At 42.0% G+C, this 15,610-nt stretch carries 16 protein-coding genes; 10 read left to right on the top strand and 6 right to left on the bottom strand.

Annotation, left to right across the window (positions count from 1 at the left end):
• Nucleotides 1-224: 224 nt before the first annotated feature.
• Nucleotides 225-1,655: a Si-specific NAD(P)(+) transhydrogenase gene (gene sthA, locus CWC30_RS07260; RefSeq protein WP_171034695.1), complete on the bottom strand. Its 1,431-nt coding sequence runs from the start codon at nucleotides 1,653-1,655 to the stop codon at nucleotides 225-227.
• A 13-nt stretch (nucleotides 1,656-1,668) separates the two neighbouring features.
• The gene (locus CWC30_RS07255) at nucleotides 1,669-2,802 is read right to left on the bottom strand and encodes an acyl-CoA desaturase (protein ID WP_054202812.1); all 1,134 of its coding nucleotides are present in this window, start codon (nucleotides 2,800-2,802) and stop codon (nucleotides 1,669-1,671) included.
• Between the two features lie 130 nt (nucleotides 2,803-2,932).
• Here CWC30_RS07255 and fabR point away from each other — a divergent pair, with 130 nt between their 5' ends.
• From fabR to leuD, 5 genes are all read left to right on the top strand, one after another.
• Nucleotides 2,933-3,550, top strand: coding sequence for an HTH-type transcriptional repressor FabR (gene fabR / locus CWC30_RS07250; protein WP_008114202.1), 618 nt, complete (start codon nucleotides 2,933-2,935; stop codon nucleotides 3,548-3,550).
• A 395-nt stretch (nucleotides 3,551-3,945) separates the two neighbouring features.
• Nucleotides 3,946-5,499, top strand: coding sequence for a 2-isopropylmalate synthase (leuA, locus tag CWC30_RS07245; protein ID WP_138626747.1), 1,554 nt, complete (start codon nucleotides 3,946-3,948; stop codon nucleotides 5,497-5,499).
• Nucleotides 5,496-6,572 (top strand): 3-isopropylmalate dehydrogenase, encoded by a 1,077-nt coding sequence (gene leuB / locus CWC30_RS07240; protein WP_013466156.1) that lies wholly within the window; start codon nucleotides 5,496-5,498, stop codon nucleotides 6,570-6,572. The genes leuA and leuB overlap by 4 nt, the downstream gene beginning before the upstream one ends.
• 56 nt (nucleotides 6,573-6,628) lie before the next feature.
• The gene (gene leuC / locus CWC30_RS07235) at nucleotides 6,629-8,029 is read left to right on the top strand and encodes a 3-isopropylmalate dehydratase large subunit (RefSeq protein WP_138626746.1); all 1,401 of its coding nucleotides are present in this window, start codon (nucleotides 6,629-6,631) and stop codon (nucleotides 8,027-8,029) included.
• Complete coding sequence (leuD, locus tag CWC30_RS07230) at nucleotides 8,029-8,628, top strand: 3-isopropylmalate dehydratase small subunit (RefSeq protein ID WP_069438564.1); 600 nt, start codon at nucleotides 8,029-8,031, stop codon at nucleotides 8,626-8,628. The genes leuC and leuD overlap by 1 nt, the downstream gene beginning before the upstream one ends.
• 51 nt (nucleotides 8,629-8,679) lie before the next feature.
• On the opposite strand, the gene CWC30_RS07225 is transcribed toward leuD, so the two are convergent.
• Nucleotides 8,680-8,973, bottom strand: coding sequence for a hypothetical protein (locus CWC30_RS07225; protein ID WP_138626745.1), 294 nt, complete (start codon nucleotides 8,971-8,973; stop codon nucleotides 8,680-8,682).
• Nucleotides 8,974-9,195: 222 nt separating this feature from the next.
• On the opposite strand from CWC30_RS07225, the gene CWC30_RS07220 reads away from it, so the two are divergent.
• The gene (locus tag CWC30_RS07220) at nucleotides 9,196-9,792 is read left to right on the top strand and encodes a hypothetical protein (RefSeq protein WP_138626744.1); all 597 of its coding nucleotides are present in this window, start codon (nucleotides 9,196-9,198) and stop codon (nucleotides 9,790-9,792) included.
• A 74-nt stretch (nucleotides 9,793-9,866) separates the two neighbouring features.
• Here CWC30_RS07220 and CWC30_RS07215 read toward each other — a convergent pair whose 3' ends face one another.
• Nucleotides 9,867-10,247: a hypothetical protein gene (locus CWC30_RS07215; protein WP_138626743.1), complete on the bottom strand. Its 381-nt coding sequence runs from the start codon at nucleotides 10,245-10,247 to the stop codon at nucleotides 9,867-9,869.
• 95 nt (nucleotides 10,248-10,342) lie between these two features.
• Between CWC30_RS07215 and CWC30_RS07210 the strand changes: the two genes are divergently transcribed.
• Nucleotides 10,343-10,786 (top strand): tellurite resistance TerB family protein, encoded by a 444-nt coding sequence (locus CWC30_RS07210; RefSeq protein ID WP_069438568.1) that lies wholly within the window; start codon nucleotides 10,343-10,345, stop codon nucleotides 10,784-10,786.
• 7 nt (nucleotides 10,787-10,793) lie between these two features.
• Here CWC30_RS07210 and CWC30_RS07205 read toward each other — a convergent pair whose 3' ends face one another.
• The gene (locus CWC30_RS07205; RefSeq protein ID WP_036980537.1) at nucleotides 10,794-11,360 is read right to left on the bottom strand and encodes an NADPH-dependent FMN reductase; all 567 of its coding nucleotides are present in this window, start codon (nucleotides 11,358-11,360) and stop codon (nucleotides 10,794-10,796) included.
• 115 nt (nucleotides 11,361-11,475) lie between these two features.
• Between CWC30_RS07205 and CWC30_RS07200 the strand changes: the two genes are divergently transcribed.
• Nucleotides 11,476-12,372: a LysR family transcriptional regulator gene (locus CWC30_RS07200; protein WP_138560683.1), complete on the top strand. Its 897-nt coding sequence runs from the start codon at nucleotides 11,476-11,478 to the stop codon at nucleotides 12,370-12,372.
• A 5-nt stretch (nucleotides 12,373-12,377) separates the two neighbouring features.
• Here CWC30_RS07200 and norR read toward each other — a convergent pair whose 3' ends face one another.
• Nucleotides 12,378-13,943, bottom strand: coding sequence for a nitric oxide reductase transcriptional regulator NorR (gene norR, locus CWC30_RS07195; RefSeq protein WP_171034694.1), 1,566 nt, complete (start codon nucleotides 13,941-13,943; stop codon nucleotides 12,378-12,380).
• A gap of 159 nt (nucleotides 13,944-14,102) precedes the next feature.
• Here norR and CWC30_RS07190 point away from each other — a divergent pair, with 159 nt between their 5' ends.
• The gene (locus CWC30_RS07190; RefSeq protein WP_011329510.1) at nucleotides 14,103-14,372 is read left to right on the top strand and encodes a hypothetical protein; all 270 of its coding nucleotides are present in this window, start codon (nucleotides 14,103-14,105) and stop codon (nucleotides 14,370-14,372) included.
• Complete coding sequence (locus CWC30_RS07185) at nucleotides 14,372-15,604, top strand: NnrS family protein (protein ID WP_138626741.1); 1,233 nt, start codon at nucleotides 14,372-14,374, stop codon at nucleotides 15,602-15,604. Before CWC30_RS07190 ends, CWC30_RS07185 begins: the two co-directional genes overlap by 1 nt.
• Nucleotides 15,605-15,610: the final 6 nt, after the last annotated feature.

Genomic DNA, 15,610 nt, shown 5'->3' with positions numbered 1-15,610 from the left:
AGTAAGTGGAATTTACTTGCAATAGGCGAGCTATTGACGCGTAATTTCGCCTTGTTTTCACTGGAAATCTCTGGCTAGAGAAAATAAATATAAATATCAATTTTGATTCAATACGTTAGTAAATCTCTTAACCAAAGTTCAGGTTAAATAGTTTCTAAATAATGATGAGTTATTAAAAAAGCCCGCTTGATTCAAGCGGGCTTTTTGTTACCTAGTGCTTAATATTACTTAAACAAGCGATTTAAGCCATTTAACGCCGCAACTCGGTAGGCTTCTGCCATCGTTGGGTAGTTAAACGTGGTATTTACAAAGTAGTCGATGGTGTTGCCACCATTTTTTTGTTCCATAATAGCTTGGCCAATATGTACAATTTCAGAGGCACGCTCACCAAAGCAGTGCACGCCGAGTACTTCTTTGGTTTCTGTATGAAATAATATTTTTAAACTGCCCACATCGGTGCCTGCAATTTGCGCGCGGGCTAAATGTTTAAATTGCGCACGTCCCACTTCATACGGTACTTTTGCAGCAGTTAATTGCTGCTCTGTTTTACCGACAGAACTCATTTCAGGAATAGTATAAATACCGGCTGGAATATCAATAATCAGCTTTTCATCACAATTACCACACGCGATGGCATCTGCGGCAATTCGACCTTGATCAAAGGCAGCACTAGCAAGACTTGGATAGCCAATAACATCACCTACCGCGTATACATTGTCTACTTCTGTTTGGTAGGTTTCGTTTACTTTTATCTGTCCGCGGCTATCTGCTTTTAAGCCAATGGCTTCTAAATTAAGGGTGTCAGTGTTTCCGGTTCGGCCATTGGCAAATAAAATACAGTCAGCTTTAACACGTTTGCCCGATTTTAAATGCATAACAACGCAGTCATCACGGGTTTCAATGCGATCAAATTCTTCGTTATGACGAATTACAATACCGCTATTCCAAAAGTGATAGCTTAATGCATCAGATATTTCAGCATCCATGAACGCCAATAAGCGATCGCGAGTATTCACTAAGTCGACTTTGGCACCTAGCCCTTTAAAGATAGATGCATATTCACAACCAATTACACCCGCGCCGTATATAAGTACGCGATGAGGGTCATGTTCAAGGCCTAAAATTGTGTCACTTTCATAAATACGCGAATGGGTGAAATCAACACCTGGTGGGCGATAAGGGCGTGAGCCGGTAGCAATAACAATCGTTTGTGCAGTTAGGCGTTCAGTTGAACCGTCATTACGTCTAATTTCAATAGTGTGCTTATCAACAAAGCTAGCATCGCCTTGAAACATATGAATGCGGTTACGATCGTAAAAGCTGCTGCGTAAGTTTGATTGCTTTGAAATTACCGAGCTGGCATGGCGTAAAATATCTGGAAAAGTAAGTCTTACTGGGCGCTCACCTACGTTAAACAAAGGGTTTGCTTTGTATTCAATGTAGCGACTAACTGAATGGCGAAGTGCCTTTGAAGGAATGGTTCCCCAGTGAACACAACCACCACCAACAGCAGTTTGGCGTTCAATAACCGCTACTTTTTTGTTACTTTTAGAGAGGTTCATAGCGGTCCCTTCACCGCCAGGACCCGTGCCAATAATGATTGCATCATATTGGTAGCTCACGGGTACTTTTTTCTTTTCTGGTTGTTTGGCCACAGCCACTCCTATTTTAACTAAAAGAGGCTTTTAATAACCTCGCATTAAGTGCTAGCCATGCCTGTTTTTGTGTTTCCCAGGCGGCTTCAAGCTCGTGATATTGTGCCATTAATGCCGACTTTTCACACTGCTTTGCCATATTATTTTTTTTAGCTTCCAACACTTGTTTTTGTAATGAGCAATAATTTTGCAGCTTTTTAAGCAACAAATCGTACTCTTGTTGTAATAATGTAAGCTTATCTTGCGCTAAAGGCAATTTTGCAAGGCGACCTTGTGTTTTGCTCATTAAGGTTTCTGCTTTAGCTTTTTCAATGCGCTCAACCGGTGTACGCTTTAATTTACTCGCTAAACCAATGGCAGCGAGTGAGCGGATCATCCATTTTGTTGGGTCGTAATGAAACCATTTAATGCCATTGCGGTAATCGCTGGCAAAAATATGATGGAAGTTATGATAACCCTCACCGTAGGTAAATAGTGCTAAAAAGCCATTGTCTCTCGCGGTATTTTTTTCAGTGTAAGGGCGTGAACCCCAAATGTGTGCTACTGAGTTAATAAAAAAGGTAAAGTGCTGACTCAATACTAAACGCAATAAGCCTGCTAACAGTAACATGCCCCATACATCACCAAGCATTAAGCCGAGTACTAGCGGTAAACCAACATTCATGGCAATTACCAATTTTAAGTAATGCTTGTGCTGCCACATAACAATTTTATTTCGCTGTAAATCACGACAGTTGCTGTAATCATCGTAGCTGTCGCCTTGGTAGTCACGTAGCATCCAACCAATGTGGCTATACCAAAAGCCATTTGTGGCGGCATAAGGGTCTTTAACTGGGTCATCAACCTGCCCATGGTGAATTCGATGATCGCTACTCCAATGCAATGCACTGTTTTGTAGCGCAAAGGCACCACCAAGGGCAAAAATAAATTCAACCACAGGATGAGCGTTGTAAGTTTTGTGCGCCCATAAACGATGGTAGCCCGCGGTGATCGATAATCCCGCAAAAAACATGCAAGCTACAAAAGCAACCCACTGCGTGCCTGTAAAGCCATAGTTAAACCCATACCAAGGCACAAGTGTAATAGCAGCCAAAAACGTCAGGCTAAAGAAAAGGACGTTGGTCCATATAATCGGTGGTTTTTTCATGTTTCTCATTTCTCAGCGTACAACTGTACGCTAAAATAATATTTCAATCTGCTGCCGTCAAGTATTAGACTGTACTATTAGCTATTTTTTTAATTAAAAATTTATTACAAATTCACTCAGGGAGCTGTTGATGTCGGGTGTTAGAGCACAACAGAAACAAAAAACACGACAAGCATTAATTGAAGCTGCATTTAATCAACTTAGTGCTGATCATAGCTTTTCTAATTTAAGCTTGCGTGAAGTAGCACGCGAAGCTGGTATTGCGCCTACCTCTTTTTATCGTCACTTTAAAGATATGAACGAGTTGGGCTTAACCATGGTTGATGAAGCGGGTTTAACCCTGCGCCAGCTGATGCGCCAAGCGCGCAGACGAATAGCCAGTGGTGGCAGTGTAATCAACACCTCTGTGGTTACTTTTATGGAGTTTATTGATAACTCAAGCAATCAGTTTAGACTTTTGTTGCGTGAACGCTCAGGTACCTCAAAAGCATTTAGAGCAGCAGTGGCACGTGAAGTAAAACACTTTATTTTAGAACTCGCACATTATTTAGAAAGTGAAACCCCCTGCGATGCTATTCATGCGTATATTCAGGCAGAGGCTATGGTTACGTTGGTATTTAATGCAGGCGCTGAAGCGCTCGATATTGAAGGTCAGCAACGCGATGAACTGATTGAGCGAGTTATATGGCAGTTACGTTATATTACGCGCGGCGCGTCAAATTACGTACGTGCTGAAAATAAAGAATAAATATTAAAAAAGTTAAAATAAGCGCTGTATTTTACAGCGCTTATTAATTTAAACCTGCTCTAGGTTTAAGTTGGATATTTTATTCTGCTATCCAATTTTGTTTGAATTTTAAATCCCCAGAAAGTCCCCTTTAATTATTTGTTTGGTATTTTTATGCTTGCGCCAACTGCGTTGCAATGATAAAAATAAGCCTCATTGGACACACACACAAGAAAACAGATGCAAACTATTCGCTTAATTACACTAAACCTAAACCTCTTACTGCTGTGGCAAGTGAGCGGGGATTAGTGTGTTTGCATTGAGTTAAACATTAAAAACCCCGCAACCGCGGGGTTTTTTTTATCTCGCTGCAGGGATAAATCGAAATTTGGGTAACACAGGAATGAGGGGCAGTTATGCAAGAGCAAGATAAAGTATGGATTTTTGATACCACCTTACGTGATGGCGAACAGGCACTTAAAGCAAGCCTGACTGAAGATGATAAAATTCAACTAGCGCATACCATTAGCCGCTTAAATGTGGATGTCATGGAAGTGGGCTTTCCGGTTTCGAGCCCCGCTGACTTTCGCTCAGTGCAGCGAATTGCCACTGAAGTAAAAGGCCCTATTATTTGTGGCTTAGCACGCTCGGTTGCCAAAGATATTGAGGCCTGTGGCGAGGCGCTTCGCAGTGCACAGCAAAGCCGTATTCATACTTTTATTGCAACCAGCCCGCTTCATCTTGAACACAAGTTGCGAATGAGCCTTGATGATGCCACTGCAATGGCGGTTAAATCAATCAAGCTTGCTCGTAATTACACTGATGATGTGGAATTTTCATGTGAAGACGCAGGACGTACACCACATTGGGATTTATGCAAAATAGTTGAGCAAGCTATTAATGCCGGTGCATCCACGATTAACTTGCCAGATACCGTCGGTTTTGTAACGCCAGATGAATACGCAGCAATGATCCGTCATTTAATGAATAACGTGCCAAATATTGATCAAGCCCGTTTAAGTGTGCATTGCCATAACGACTTAGGCTTAGCCGTTGCTAACTCTGTTGCTGCCGTTCAAGCAGGTGCTCGCCAAATCGAATGTACGATTAATGGTATAGGGGAGCGCGCGGGTAATTGTTCACTTGAAGAAGTGGCGATGATCATGAAAATGCGCAAAGACCATTTAAACGTATATACCGATATAAAAAGCGAAGAAATTTACCGCGCCTCTCGCCAAGTAGCCAAAATTTGTAATATGCCGGTACAGCCAAATAAAGCGATTGTTGGCGAAAATGCGTTTGCCCACAGTTCAGGTATTCACCAAGATGGTGTCTTAAAAGCGCAAAATACCTATGAAATTATGTCACCTGAAAGTGTGGGTGTGCCAAGTAATCAATTAAATATGACCTCGCGTTCAGGGCGTCATGTTATAGAGCATCGCTTAGAAGAGTTAGGTTATCAAAAATCTGATTACGACATGGATAGCTTATACCAAAGTTTCGTTGCGTTAGCTGACCAAAAAGGCACAGTATATGACTACGACCTAGAAGCAATGATTTACTTTAATCAAATCAGCGACAAAGATGAAAAATATCAATTAGAGTTTGTTCACTCTACGTCGAACTCTCAATCGGTAGCCAGCTCAACGATAGGTTTGTTGATTGATGGCGAAGCAAAACAAGAAGCGGCCACAGGTAACGGCCCGGTAGAAGCCTCATTTGCAGCCATTGAGCGCTTAACTGGTATGAGCGTTGAAATGATTGAATACAATTTAGAGGCCACCGGCCAAGGTGCAAGCTCATTAGGACAAGTGAATATTATTGCTAAATATGATGGCCGTCCTTATCACGGTGCCGGTATTGCGGCCGATGTGGTCGAAGCCTCAGTACGCGCTATGGTTCGGGTTTATAACTTAATTTATCGAGCACAAAAAGTGTCTGATTTAAAACAACAAAGGAAAGCAGGATGAGTAAAACACATTACAGCGTTGCCGTATTAGCGGGCGACGGTATTGGCCCAGAAGTTATGGCAGCTGCAGAGCAAGTGCTTGATGCAGTAAGTGATAAGTTTGGTTTTACTCTGAACCGTGAACACCACGCGATTGGCGGAGCAGCGATTGATGAGTTTGGCAAAGCCCTTCCTGATACCACTTTAAAAGCATGTGAAAACGCCGATGCTATTTTATTTGGTTCAGTAGGTGGTCCTAAGTGGGAACATTTACCACCTAATGACCAACCGGAGCGCGCGTCACTGTTACCACTGCGCAAGCACTTTGGTTTGTTTTGTAACTTACGCCCAGCACAATTATTACCAGCATTAAGCGCTGCATCACCACTACGTGCTGATATTAGCGAAAAAGGCTTTGATATTTTATGTGTGCGCGAGCTAACGGGTGGTATTTATTTTGGTGAGAAAGGTCGCAGTGGCGAAGGGGCAGAAGAAACTGCATTTGATACGCAAACTTATTCACGTAAAGAGATAGAGCGTATTGCACGTTTTGCTTTTGAGGCCGCTAAATTACGCAGCAATCATGTAACCTCGGTCGATAAAGCCAATGTTTTAGCATCAAGCGTTTTATGGCGCGAAGTGGTAACCGAAGTGAGTAAAGACTTTCCAGAAGTGAGCTTAGATTATATTTATGTAGATAATGCAGCGATGCAGCTAGTTAAACAGCCTAGCCAGTTTGATGTATTACTGTGCGATAACTTATTTGGCGACATTTTATCGGACGAGTGCGCGATGATCACCGGTTCAATGGGGTTATTACCCTCCGCTAGCTTAAATCAATCAGGCTTTGGCTTGTATGAACCCGCGGGTGGTTCAGCGCCTGATATCGCCGGAAAAGGGGTGGCAAACCCAATCGCACAAATTTTAAGTGCCGCCTTAATGCTACGTTACTCATTAGGCCAAGACGAAGCAGCTCGTACGATTGAAAAAGCAGTCGCAGAGGCGGTTGAAGCCGGTGTGGGAACGCCGGATATTTATCCGCAGGGCGGCTATACCACCACCGATGTAGCAGCGGCCATCGTTTCACGCATTTAATTATTAAAGCCACAGCACCGTCAGGCTGTGGCTCAATCAGATCAGGGAGTTAGCAAGTGGCCCAAACCTTATACAATAAAATTTGGCTAGCACATACCGTTGCCAGCATTAATGAGCAAACCGATTTACTTTATATTGACCGTCATTTAGTACACGAAGTGACGTCACCACAAGCATTTGCCGGCTTACGTGAAAAAAATCGTAAAGTGCGTTGTCCAGAAAAAACCATTGCCACCATGGATCATAATGTTTCAACTAAAAGTCGTTCACTGGATGCAGCTAGCGAAGTCTCTAAAAATCAATTAATGGCACTGGATGAAAACTGTAAAGAATTTGGCATTTTGCTATACGACTTAAATTCAGTAAACCAAGGCATAGTGCATGTTATTGGCCCTGAGCAGGGGATTACTTTACCAGGTACCACTATAGTCTGCGGCGATAGTCATACTTCAACGCATGGTGCGTTTGGTGCCTTGGCACATGGTATTGGTACCTCAGAGGTTGAGCATGTATTAGCTACGCAAACGCTACAGCAAAAAAAGGCGAAGTCGTTAAAAATTCAAATTAACGGTGTATTACGCCCTACAGTAACAGCTAAAGATTTAATTATGGCGGTTATTGGCAAGCTAGGCACTGCTGGTGGCACTGGCTATGTGGCTGAATTTTGTGGTGAAGGCATAGAAGCTCTATCAATGGAAGCCCGTATGACATTGTGTAACATGAGCATTGAAATGGGCGCCAAGGCAGGTTTAATTGCCCCAGATAAAATCACTTATGAGTACTTAAAAGGCCGCCCGTTTGCACCCAAAGGTGCTGATTTTGATGCCGCTGTTGCCTACTGGGAAACTTTAAAAACGGATGATGGTGCTCATTTTGACTTAGAAGTAGAGTTAGATGCAGGCAGTATCCAACCGCAAGTTACTTGGGGGACTAATCCAGAGCAAGTGATTGGCGTTGATGAATGTATTCCAGATCCAGACAAAGAAACCGATTTAATTAAAGCCGATGCAATTCGCAGTGCGCTTAAATACATGGGTTTAAAAGCGGGCGATAAGTTATCAACTGCCAAAGTAGACACAGTATTTATTGGCTCATGCACCAACAGTCGCATTGAAGATTTACGCGCCGCAGCAAAAATTGTTGAAGGTAAGCAAGTGGTTGCTGGCGTTGAGGCATTAATTGTTCCGGGCTCAGGTTTGGTTAAACAGCAAGCAGAAGATGAAGGCCTTGCCGACATATTTAAAGCTGCAGGGTTTGAGTGGCGGGAGCCAGGCTGCTCTATGTGTTTAGCTATGAACGATGACCGTTTAGGGGCTGGTAAACGCTGTGCTTCCACCTCGAATCGTAATTTTGAAGGTCGCCAAGGGCGAGGCGGGCGTACACACCTAGTGAGCCCTGCAATGGCGGCAGCGGCTGCAATACATGGTCACTTTGTTGATATTAGAGGAGAAGCTTAATGAGCATCTATTTTAGCGGCTTAATGGCCCCACTTGATAAAAACAATGTCGATACCGACCAAATTATTCCTAAGCAGTTTTTAACCTCAACCAGCCGTGATGGTTTTGATGCAGCACTGTTTTACGATTGGCGTTATTTAGATAATGGCGAGCCAAACCCTGAATTTATTTTAAACCGTCCTTGTTACCAAGGCGCGCAAATATTATTAACCCGCGATAATTTTGGCTGTGGCTCATCACGCGAGCACGCACCATGGGCATTAAAGCAATATGGGTTTGAAGTGATTTTAGCTGAAAGCTTTGCTGATATTTTCTTTAATAACTGTGGCAACAACCAAATGCTTGCCATTGCACTGCCAGCGCAAACGCTGGAAGAGTTATTTGTGTTAAGTGAGCAGCACGACGATATTCACATTGATGTGGATCTTGAAAACCAGATGCTTACCAGTAATAAGTTTGCGCCAATTCGCTTTGATATTCGCAAAGACGTAAAAGAACGTTTATTAAGTGGCTTAGACTTTATCGGTGTAACCGAAACCCTCAATCCGCAAATTGATGCGTTTGAAAAGCAGTTAGCCGCAGAGAGACCGTGGCAGTAACCTTTTACATATGAAACTGGAGCGCAGCTTAGGTTGCGCTTTTTTAATCGCTTATATTAAAAAACCACGCAATAAGCTTGCTAATGTAACCATTGCCATTAGTAATAAATTGAGAGTTTTAAATTTCTGGTAGCGGACTACCTTTGGGTCGTTGATAGTCGAAAAAAAACCATCTTTAAATGACTCAGCAAGATTGGCATAGGGTGTCCCATCTAATGAATTTTGTGATAATTTTTTCCATTGTTCTGGGTGCTGCTCAGCAAGGTGTTGATATATATGCAAAGTGTAGCGATTTTGAATAATTAATAGTAATACGATGATTACTAGGCCGATATAGTTCTCCATCTATATATGAGCTCCGTGCTAAAACTGACTTTGTGTTTAATTACCTACCTTTATCAATCAACGATATTTAATTTCTCATTTTCTTTCAAGCGATATTTTTTTACTAATTAATTACAGTAAAATCCTATTGCTCTGTTAATTTCTTATTGCTGTTCATCGTGATTATTTTCTTTGTGTTTGCTTAAACGCTAAGCTGATTTTTTACATGTTTAGGGACACATTATGAAATTATTAACAGCTGCAGCGTTTATGCTGGCATCCACTGCAGCAATAGCACGTCCAGCGCCTTTAGTATCAATTCCAAGTCATGATAGCTTTTTCAATAGTATTGCTGCCCATTGCGGTAAAGCTTTTGAGGGTAAAGTAACGGTTGATAATGCCACAGGGCCGAGTTCATTTGCCGATAAAAAGTTAGTTATGCATGTGCGTAAGTGTAATGAACATGAACTACAAGTGCCGTTTCATGTCGGTGATGATGCCTCACGTACGTGGATCATTACTAAAACAGGCAGTGGGTTGAGCCTAAAGCACGATCACCGCCATAAAGATGGTACTGATGATGTATCAACTATGTATGGTGGTCATACTTTAAATGCGGGTTTTGCTAATATGCAGTCATTCCCTGCAGATCAGTATTCAAAAGAGTTATTTGTTAGTCAAGGCATACCGCAATCGGTAGGCAATACATGGCAAATGTATATTTACCCTGAGCAGTTCACTTATCGACTTATTCGCCAAGGTCGCGAATTCCGTGTTGATTTTGATTTAACTAAACCTATTACACCACCGGCTGCGCCGTGGGGATATGGCGCTAACTAACTTAGTTCAGGTTAACTACAGTAAAACCACAGGCTATTTTAATACTCAGTGGTTTTACTGAAAATAACGAGGTGTTATTTTTTTGAGGTTTTTTCTGCGGGCATTTCACACTGCACAAATACACTGAGCGGTGGCTGATAAGCACGCGGTTTAGTTGGAAAGCGTTGGTACTCCTGCACGCCCTCAGTCACTTTTAACATAAAAGGATTATCGCGGCATAAACGATTTGCGTGGCGTAATAAAAAGACACTTTGGTTTCTAAAGTGCGGGTAGTCATCAGACTGTATTTCTAGGTGGTAATTGTTAGTGTCTATTTGAGTTTGCTTATAATGCACCTTTTCATCAAAATCGTAGAGCCGTTGCATTTCACTTTGCTCTGCCGACACACTCAAACACCCTGTTAATAAACCCCAGCTAATAATTCCATGTATGTAATGATTGGCTTTTATACTCATAAACCTTTAACTCCATCTTGATATTGGGTAGTGTGATCAGCATATCAATTACACCCGTTATGATATAAGTCTAACACCCAAAAAGGGGAAATGTGATGTTCAAACAAATTAAACAGCTTTTTTCGAGTATTGATCAGCAAGATTATGATATTGAACAACATGATTTAAAAACAGCGGTTGCCGCATTATTAATTGAGGTAATGCGAGCGGATAACGATTTACAGGCAGATGAGCAACAAACGCTAAGTCTGACATTAAAAAAGTATTTTGATTTAACTGATGAAGCAGTAGATGAGTTAACCGAACAAGCAAGTTCGAGCTTAGATGACGCCATTGATTATTTTCAATTTTCAAAGCAAATTAATAATCAATGTAGTGCGAAGCAGCGTATTGAAATAGTTGAACTACTCTGGCGATTAGCATACTCAGATGGTGAACTTGATCCACAAGAAGAATACGTTATTCGTCGTGTTGCTAATTTATTGTATGTTACCCATGAAGACTTTATTGCTGCAAAGCTTGCAGCAACAAAGTTATAGTTGCTGCTTATTTAAGCTTACTTGCTACGCTAACTAACTGCTGTGCAAGACCAGCCACTTTTTCAGCGGTAGCAGGGTCATTAATACGGCCGTTTTCGTCTAACAAAGTATGAATAGCCGGTACAGCTAATTGATTGGCTAATACTAAACTGCCAATGCCAGATAAAATATCGCGCACGTGATTTAAGCCCCGTAAACCGCCCAACCCACCTGGTGAGGCTGCATATAAGGCGGTTACTTTATTTGCAAATGCAGGCTCTGCGCCTTGTTCGGTGCGCGATGCCCAATCAATAGCATTTTTTAACACCGCGGTAATGGAGCCATTATATTCTGGGCTGGCCAGCAAAATGCCATCGGCTGCGCGAAGTTTGTCTTTAAGTTGTTGTACACCGGCTGGTGTGCCTTGTGCCTCGAGATCTTCATCAAACATAGGAATGGCTAAGTCTGCGAGTTTAATCACTTCTACTTCAGCGCCACTTTCTAAAGCAAAGCGTGCCGCTTCGTTAATGAGTTTTTGATGAAAGCTATCTTTACGTAAGCTACCTGCTAGGGCAATAATTTTTGGTGTTGTCATGAGCTGCTCCTGATAATGAGTTTGTATAATGTGACTTTAACAAATAATCACTTGCAGAAAAGCCAAATAAACGCAAAACTTGTGTGCGTATATGCACGATTAAAGAGTAGTTATCATGGCAATTCAATTTAATGATTGGCAAGACCTGAAGGTTGCTTACGAGGTAGCGCGCTTAGGTACTTTAACTGCCGCGGCCGAAGTGTTAGATGTTCACCATAGTACGGTGCTCAGGCGAATAAATAACTTAGAAAAAAGCTTAAATGCGCGACTATTTCATCGCCATGCTCGCGGCTACAAAGTCACAGAAATTGGCGCTAAGTTATTTACCACAGCACAAGCGATTAATGGTGAACTAGAGCGCCTACATAATGACATTATTGCTGCAGATAGCACCTTGCAAGGTAGCTTGTTACTCACCACAGTTAGTGGCTTTATTGATGTATTAAGTGAGGTGTGTGAGCAGTTTCAAACCTTGCATCCGCAAGTGCAATTACAAGTGATTATGGATCAAAAACGCTTACGTTTAGATCATGGCCAAGCACATATCGCAGTAAGAGCTGGACCCAGACCGGATGAGGGTGATTATATTGCTCAGCATTTAGCGGCGCTCTCGTCAGGATTTTATGCATCAAAGCATTACATTAGCCGTTATGGGTTGCCACAAACATTAGCGCAACTATCGCTGCATAGCTTTGTGTCAGGTGTAGCAGGGTATAATGCCAAAGTGCCTTACTTTGCATGGGTTGATGAAAATATTCCCCCGTCGCAAGTTAAGCTAAGAGTGTCAGAAACCTCAGAGGCCACTCGCGCCATCGTTAAGGGGCTAGGGATTGGCGGATTACAGCATGATGTTGCAGCGCAATACCCTGATTTAGTCCCTGTACTGCCTAATGAACTGAGCTGGCCAACCGATTTGTGGCTGGTTACGCATCATTTAGTGCATCGAACGGCAAAAGTTCAAGCGTTTAGTCAGCTATTAAAAAATTATTTTAGGCAGCGAAAGTTAAGTTAAAAAGGCTACAACGATTTTTTTATTGAAACACCTAAGCGCTTGGCTAGCCGCGTTAAGTTAGCGCGGTCGACCTGTAAACTACGCGCTGTGCTTGCCCAGTTATAATTATGTTGATTAAGTTGCTGTATTATAAGTTGCTGAGTATAGGTATCTATGGCTTGCTTTAACGAAATGTTGTTTGCTAAAGGTGGGATTACAAGCTGGTTTGAGTGTTCAAGAGCTAAGGTGTTAACAGCGCTTAAATTTAGCTCACAATGCGCAGGTTCAATAGTAATAATTGGTTGCTGCCACTGATGTTGTTTAGCCTTTAATGCAGCCCGATTAATCACATGCTCAAGCTCCCTCACATTGCCTGGCCAGTCATATTTTTTAAGCAGCAGTTGCGTTTCAATACTGAGTTTTAGCTGTTTAATAGCGAGCTTGCGGGCTGTTTTTTCTGCAAAATAACCGGCTAATAAAATAACATCTTCATCACGGGCTTTCAATGGAGCGACTGTGAGTGGATAAACACTTAATCGATGGTACAAATCGGCGCGAAACCGTCCTTGTGTTACTTCGTGTTTTAGGTCGCGATTGGTTGCTGCAATCACTCTAACATCGACATATTTAAGTTCATCTTCGCCAACGGTTTGTACTTCGCCACTTTGCAGTACGCGTAATAATTTACTTTGCATAGCCAGAGGCAGCTCGCCGATTTCATCTAAAAATAAGGTGCCGCCATCGGCTAACTGAAATTTACCTTGGCGGGCATTTTGGGCGCCGGTAAAAGCGCCTTTTGCATGGCCAAAAAATTCACTTTCTGCGAGGTTTTCAGGCAGTGATGCACAATTTAAATGAATTAATGGCTGATCTTTACGTGCGGAGTGTAAGTGAATATTACGTGCCACCAACTCTTTGCCGACCCCAGTATCACCTAAAATAAGGACACTAAAGTTTGATGCCGCAACCAGTTTTATCTCATTTTTAAGCGTTTGTATTGCTGAGCTTTGGCCAATAATTTCACCACCATCACGTTTGAGCGCCTCACGGTTTAACGCTTGTACTAATTCACTAGAGTGCTGCGCATGTTGTTTGTAATGGGCAAGCTCTAGGGCTGTTTTAAAGTGCGCACTGCACAAGGTTTGTAAGGTGTTGAGTGTATCAGTGGTAATACCGTCAAACGCATTGGCGTTAAGGCTATCAAAGGTCAGAATGCCAAGTAGTGCGTTTTTATCATAAAGGGGTAACCCTAAGCAGGCATGCACTGGAATATCACCGGTTTTAGCCAGTAGTAGCCCGTCGTACGGATCGGGCAATGGACAGTCATGGGCAAATTGCAGTGGTTGCTGAGTATTACAAATAGCTTCTAAGCGCGGATGCTCACTAAGCTTAAAACGCCGCCCCAGGCTATCTGGCATTAAGCCTTTAATTGCAAGTGGCTTGAGCTGCTCACCTTGTAGCTCAAGCAGTGCGCTGGCATCACTGGCAATCACTGTTTCAAGGACAGTAAGTAATTGCTCAAAACAGTTTTTATCTAATGTGCTTTGAGCCAGCTTTACCGCTACGGCAGTGAAGTTAATTGCGCTGCTCATGTCAAAATGACTCTTATGTGTTTTTTGGTTTGATTTATGGTAGGTCATAAAGACATGAAAAGCAAAGGTGGATAAGTTAGTTCATTGAAATATATATGTTTATTTTATTGGCACGATAAGTGTAATAGGTAGTTAAGTGCATTAGTTGTTGAGGCCGTTATGAACACCTTGGTTATACATAATCCAAGCTACAAAATAGAGACAGCTTGTTTACTGAAAAAACTACTGCTAGTGGCAAACTCATTATTAGCAGCTAGTTGTGCATTACTAATAACCAGTATTTTAATTAGCTACCCTTTTGCCGATTACTTTTCTATACCGGTGCAAATTTCGGCACATATTAGCACTATTGTTATTGCTGCTATTTTAAAAATTAGCTATGTGCTGCGTTGTATCGCACTGCATGGCATGGGGAAGGAAGTTCGTTAATGCGACCTATTAATTTATCTCAGCCGGTACCGGCTAATATTCGCTTTTACCAAATAACGCAGTGGCCAGTATGGATGCTGCCATTTAGACCCTATTTTTTAGCCGCAGGCTTGTTGGCTTTTAGTTCAATAGGCTACTGGTTATTAATTTTAACGGGTAGTGCAACTTGGCAGTTAACAATCCCCGCTACATTATGGCATGCCCACGAAATGTTATTTGGTTTTGCAGGTGTTGTTGCAGTGGGTTTTTTACTTACCGCCGCGCAAACTTGGACTGGAGTACCTAGCATTAGTGGCAAAAAGTTAATGCTATTAACGCTGTTATGGCTTGGGGCGCGAGGCGCATTTTTTGTGTCTTTGCCTGCTTTTGCACAATTTAATTTATATGCGGTGTTAGTGTTACAGCTTGCATGGTGGCTAGGTGTTATTGCAGCATTAGCTAATATGTTATTAACCGCTAAAAGCAAAAATAACTATCAATTTTTAGTGCTATTAGCGGCGCTGTGTACGTTAAATATTGTTTACTTGGCCCTGCTGATTGAACAAAACATGCAGTTTGCGCTCGCCATTGTTGATACAGCAGTATTACTGATGACCTTATTAATTGGCATAGTAGCAGGGCGTGTATTGCCATTTTTTACCAGTAAAGGCCTTGGTTTAACAGCACAGGTACGTACAGCTAATGTTGACTCAGTATTACTGTATATGAGCGTTTTTAGTATTGCGGTGTTTTTTCTTAGTCAGTTATTTTTTAATCAGCTAAACCCAGGCTGGGCACTTGCTGTTGTTGCTGTGCTGCATTTAATTCGTAGTTTTTATTGGTGGGATAAAAACGTACTTAAAGTTCCTTTGTTATGGTCTTTGCATTTTTCGTACTTGGCACTAGGTGTAGGTTTAATGCTGGTAGCCGTGAGTTTTTACAGCAGTGTTATTTTATTTAAAGATGCACTACACCTCATTACCATAAGTACCATAGGGATGATAATTTTAGCCATGATGACACGCGTATCTCATGGGCATACCGGGCGCTCTTTGACTATTCCACATTATATGGCGGTTGCTTTTGCTTTAGTGTTAGTGGCTGGGATTACTCGTTCTTTACTGCCTTTTGTTATTGGGCCACACCTAGCTTGGCAGCTAAGTGCTGGGCTGTGGCTAATTGCCTTTTTATTATTTTTAATTCACTGCACACCTATTTTAACACAGCGTCGTGTTGATGGGCGTCGTGGTTAACCTATG

Origin of the sequence: Pseudoalteromonas sp. S4741 (genome assembly GCF_005886135.1) — a bacterium.
Taxonomy (GTDB): Bacteria; Pseudomonadota; Gammaproteobacteria; order Enterobacterales; family Alteromonadaceae; genus Pseudoalteromonas; species Pseudoalteromonas tetraodonis.
The sequence above is the reverse complement of the archived record's forward strand: the minus strand, read 5'-3'. Positions and strand labels throughout refer to the sequence as shown.

Excerpts from the sequence above, each read along its gene's own strand:
- CWC30_RS07225 (WP_138626745.1), bottom strand. The coding sequence starts at position 8,973 with ATGGAGAACTATATCGGCCTAGTAATCATCGTATTACTATTAATTATT.
- CWC30_RS07185 (WP_138626741.1), top strand. The coding sequence starts at position 14,372 with ATGCGACCTATTAATTTATCTCAGCCGGTACCGGCTAATATTCGCTTT.
- CWC30_RS07215 (WP_138626743.1), bottom strand. The coding sequence starts at position 10,247 with ATGAGTATAAAAGCCAATCATTACATACATGGAATTATTAGCTGGGGT.
- CWC30_RS07255 (WP_054202812.1), bottom strand. The coding sequence starts at position 2,802 with ATGAAAAAACCACCGATTATATGGACCAACGTCCTTTTCTTTAGCCTG.
- CWC30_RS07190 (WP_011329510.1), top strand. The coding sequence starts at position 14,103 with ATGAACACCTTGGTTATACATAATCCAAGCTACAAAATAGAGACAGCT.
- CWC30_RS07200 (WP_138560683.1), top strand. The coding sequence starts at position 11,476 with ATGGCAATTCAATTTAATGATTGGCAAGACCTGAAGGTTGCTTACGAG.
- CWC30_RS07210 (WP_069438568.1), top strand. The coding sequence starts at position 10,343 with ATGTTCAAACAAATTAAACAGCTTTTTTCGAGTATTGATCAGCAAGAT.
- fabR (WP_008114202.1), top strand. The coding sequence starts at position 2,933 with ATGTCGGGTGTTAGAGCACAACAGAAACAAAAAACACGACAAGCATTA.
- norR (WP_171034694.1), bottom strand. The coding sequence starts at position 13,943 with ATGAGCAGCGCAATTAACTTCACTGCCGTAGCGGTAAAGCTGGCTCAA.
- CWC30_RS07220 (WP_138626744.1), top strand. The coding sequence starts at position 9,196 with ATGAAATTATTAACAGCTGCAGCGTTTATGCTGGCATCCACTGCAGCA.
- leuB (WP_013466156.1), top strand. The coding sequence starts at position 5,496 with ATGAGTAAAACACATTACAGCGTTGCCGTATTAGCGGGCGACGGTATT.
- CWC30_RS07205 (WP_036980537.1), bottom strand. The coding sequence starts at position 11,360 with ATGACAACACCAAAAATTATTGCCCTAGCAGGTAGCTTACGTAAAGAT.
- leuD (WP_069438564.1), top strand. The coding sequence starts at position 8,029 with ATGAGCATCTATTTTAGCGGCTTAATGGCCCCACTTGATAAAAACAAT.
- leuA (WP_138626747.1), top strand. The coding sequence starts at position 3,946 with ATGCAAGAGCAAGATAAAGTATGGATTTTTGATACCACCTTACGTGAT.